The 1,048-nt window shown below is 61.3% G+C and carries 2 protein-coding genes; both read right to left on the bottom strand.

Annotation, left to right across the window (positions count from 1 at the left end; all coding sequences use genetic code 11):
• The coding region (locus EN879_RS40455; RefSeq protein WP_127274765.1) for a twin-arginine translocation signal domain-containing protein at positions 1 to 97 on the bottom strand (97 nt) is incomplete at its 3' end.
• Between the two features lies 1 nt (position 98).
• Positions 99 to 980: a cytochrome b/b6 domain-containing protein gene (locus EN879_RS36990; protein ID WP_013531946.1), complete on the bottom strand. Its 882-nt coding sequence runs from the start codon at positions 978 to 980 to the stop codon at positions 99 to 101.
• Positions 981 to 1,048 lie beyond the last annotated feature (68 nt).

Below are 1,048 nucleotides of genomic sequence, written 5' to 3'. Positions count from 1 at the left end.
GGCTGTCAAAGGCGTCGCAGCCCGACAGCATGATACCGGAAGCGCCAAGGCCGGCAGCGGTCAGGAATTTGCGGCGGCTGATCTCAAACTTCGCCATGTCAGGCACTCCTCTCGGCTGTATTGTCGTTCTGTGCGGGAGGATCGGTGCGGTACCAGCCGGTGATGATCGAGCGCAGCTCGTTGATCGGGCCGGCGGCCAGGATCATCAGGATATGGACGACGAAGAAGGCGACCAGCAGCACCATCACGGTGAAATGGATGGTGCGTGCCGTCTGCCGGCCACCGAGCAGATCGTTGAGGAAAGGCAGCACCGAGTTCATGCTTGGCGACATCGCCAGACCGGTGATGATCATCAGCGGCAGCAGCACGAACAGAACCCCGCCATAGGCCATCTTCTGCAGCGTGTTGTATTCGCGCGTGTGGTGGAATTTGAGCTTGGCGTGGTCGACGATGTCTTGCGGCAACCGCTTCAAATCGTCGAGGCGTGGCGCGAGATCGCGGCGGATGTGACCGTTGACGATGCTGGCGACCAGCCAGACGATCAACGTCGTGGTGAGTATCCAGGCAAAGAAGAAATGGATGACGCGCGCAGTGCCGAGATCATAGTAGGACGGGATGGTCGCCCAGGACGGGAAGGCGCGGGACGTCTCCTGGCCGGCCGGACCCGACCAGCCGAGCACCCCAGTGGTGTTGAAGCGTTTGCCGAAGATCTCCGTGTAGCCGCGCGGACCCGCATCGGAGTTCTCGGCGCCGATGGCGAAGATGGTGTTGTTGTAATCGAAGCCCGATTGCTTGCCGATATAGAGCTGCGGACGGGCATTGAAGATCTGCAGGCCGGACAACAGCATGAAGAACAGCGAGATGGCCCACAGCCAATGCGTCAGCCGCGTCCAGCGCGACTGCCGGTAAATCAGCGTTTTGTCGTTCGACGCCGAAGCGCCTGGATCGGCGGCGGATTGGCTTCTGGCAACGGATTCCATCGTGTTTCGTCTCCCGGCCTCGCGGCATGGCCTGCGCGCTCATTGTCCTCCTGATACGTCGCGATCCA

The organism is Mesorhizobium sp. M7A.F.Ca.AU.002.02.1.1 (genome assembly GCF_003998535.1).
Taxonomy (GTDB): domain Bacteria; phylum Pseudomonadota; class Alphaproteobacteria; order Rhizobiales; family Rhizobiaceae; genus Mesorhizobium; species Mesorhizobium ciceri.
This window is presented reverse-complemented; position numbering and strand designations above follow the sequence as displayed.

Excerpts from the sequence above, each read along its gene's own strand:
- EN879_RS36990 (WP_013531946.1), bottom strand. The coding sequence starts at position 980 with ATGGAATCCGTTGCCAGAAGCCAATCCGCCGCCGATCCAGGCGCTTCG.